This window comes from Oleiphilus sp. HI0125 (assembly GCF_001635355.1).
This window is the reverse complement of sequence record NZ_LWGF01000174.1, coordinates 1-1,350: the sequence shown is the minus strand read 5'-3', so window position 1 is coordinate 1,350 and position 1,350 is coordinate 1. Positions and strand designations below refer to the sequence as shown.

Here is a 1,350-nt window from a genome sequence, read left to right as displayed (position 1 = left end):
TTCTGGCGTCACTGTAAGAAGCACTGTTGCAGGCGTGCTATATGTGCCATCGTTCACCATGTAGGTCAGCTCCATATTACCGCCAAAGTCAGAATCAGGCCATACTGTCCATGAGCCATCACCATTGTTGATCACCGTGCCACTATCCGGCTGCACACCTAAGCCTTCAACAGTCATAGTATCGCCATCAGCATCCGTCGCACCCACAGCAGTTAGCAACTCTGACTCTGTGAATGTAATCGATCCATCCTCGGCGACTGTATAATTTGATGCCTGATCTACAGCAACAACTTCTGGCGCAGCGTTGATGACATTCACATTCACGAAACTCGTCACGCTATTTAAATCGTCACTCGCCACGAAGCTAATCTGTGCTTCGCTAGAGAAATCTGGATCTGGCGTATAGGTATATGTGCCATCGCTCGATTGTCTAAGTACACCGACACCATCGGTAATTTGCACACCAGTAATTGACAGGTCATTACCATCGACACCGTTAATCTGAGCAAGTAAATCCGCATCAGTAAATTCAACCGAGTTGCCTTTGTCGATATCTGTCGTTGCAATACCCTCGATTTCGAGCCCATTGTCCGCACCAGGTACAGCAGGTTGAACACCAATACTGCTCTGTTCATCGAACAACTCACCATCACGTTGGATCACATAAGCAAAGTCCACTTCGCCGGTAAATCCATCCGCTGGTGAGAAGGTCCATGTGCCATCACCATTATCAACAAGCTCGCCTTGCGAGTTATTAATTAAGTGTACAAATCCAGGTTCATCGCCATCTTGCACTTGTGTGTTCTCAGCCATATCTAAAAGATCAAGCTCAGTAATGATCAGATCTTGACCTTCTGTGGCATCGAAGTCTCCCGTAATATCGCTGCTATCAGGCAAGGCATTCGAGTTTTCATCACCATAATCAACGGTAGTGGCTGTCAAAGTTACTTCGAAGGTACCGTGCCAGTTTTCAGGTGGGTCGATCGAGATATTCGAGATATCCCAATCATTAATCAAGATCAGCTGTCCTTCTTCGGTGATCGTCACCGAATGTTCACCATCACTAATCGTGAAGCCCAATGGGTAACCCGTCATCACCAAGCTTGTGAGTGATTCCGAGGCATCGAGTAAATCGACACTCAAGCTCAAGAAGCCGGTCTCATCCTCGTTCATCACAATCGGGCCATCTTGACTCTTAGTAATAACCGCACCGTCAGCGACAGGACGCACGTAGACAGGCATATCCATCGCCGTTTCGACCGTACCGTCACTCACAATCACTTGCAGCTGAGTAGTACCGGCAAAGTCATCTTCAGGCGTGAAGGTGAAGGTACCATCACCATTAGCCAC

1 protein-coding gene is annotated in these 1,350 nt (G+C 47.8%); it reads right to left on the bottom strand.

The window, feature by feature from the left end; all coding sequences use genetic code 11:
- A partial coding sequence (locus A3762_RS02765; RefSeq protein ID WP_156493165.1) for a cadherin-like domain-containing protein occupies positions 1-1,350 on the bottom strand: 1,350 nt, incomplete at both ends.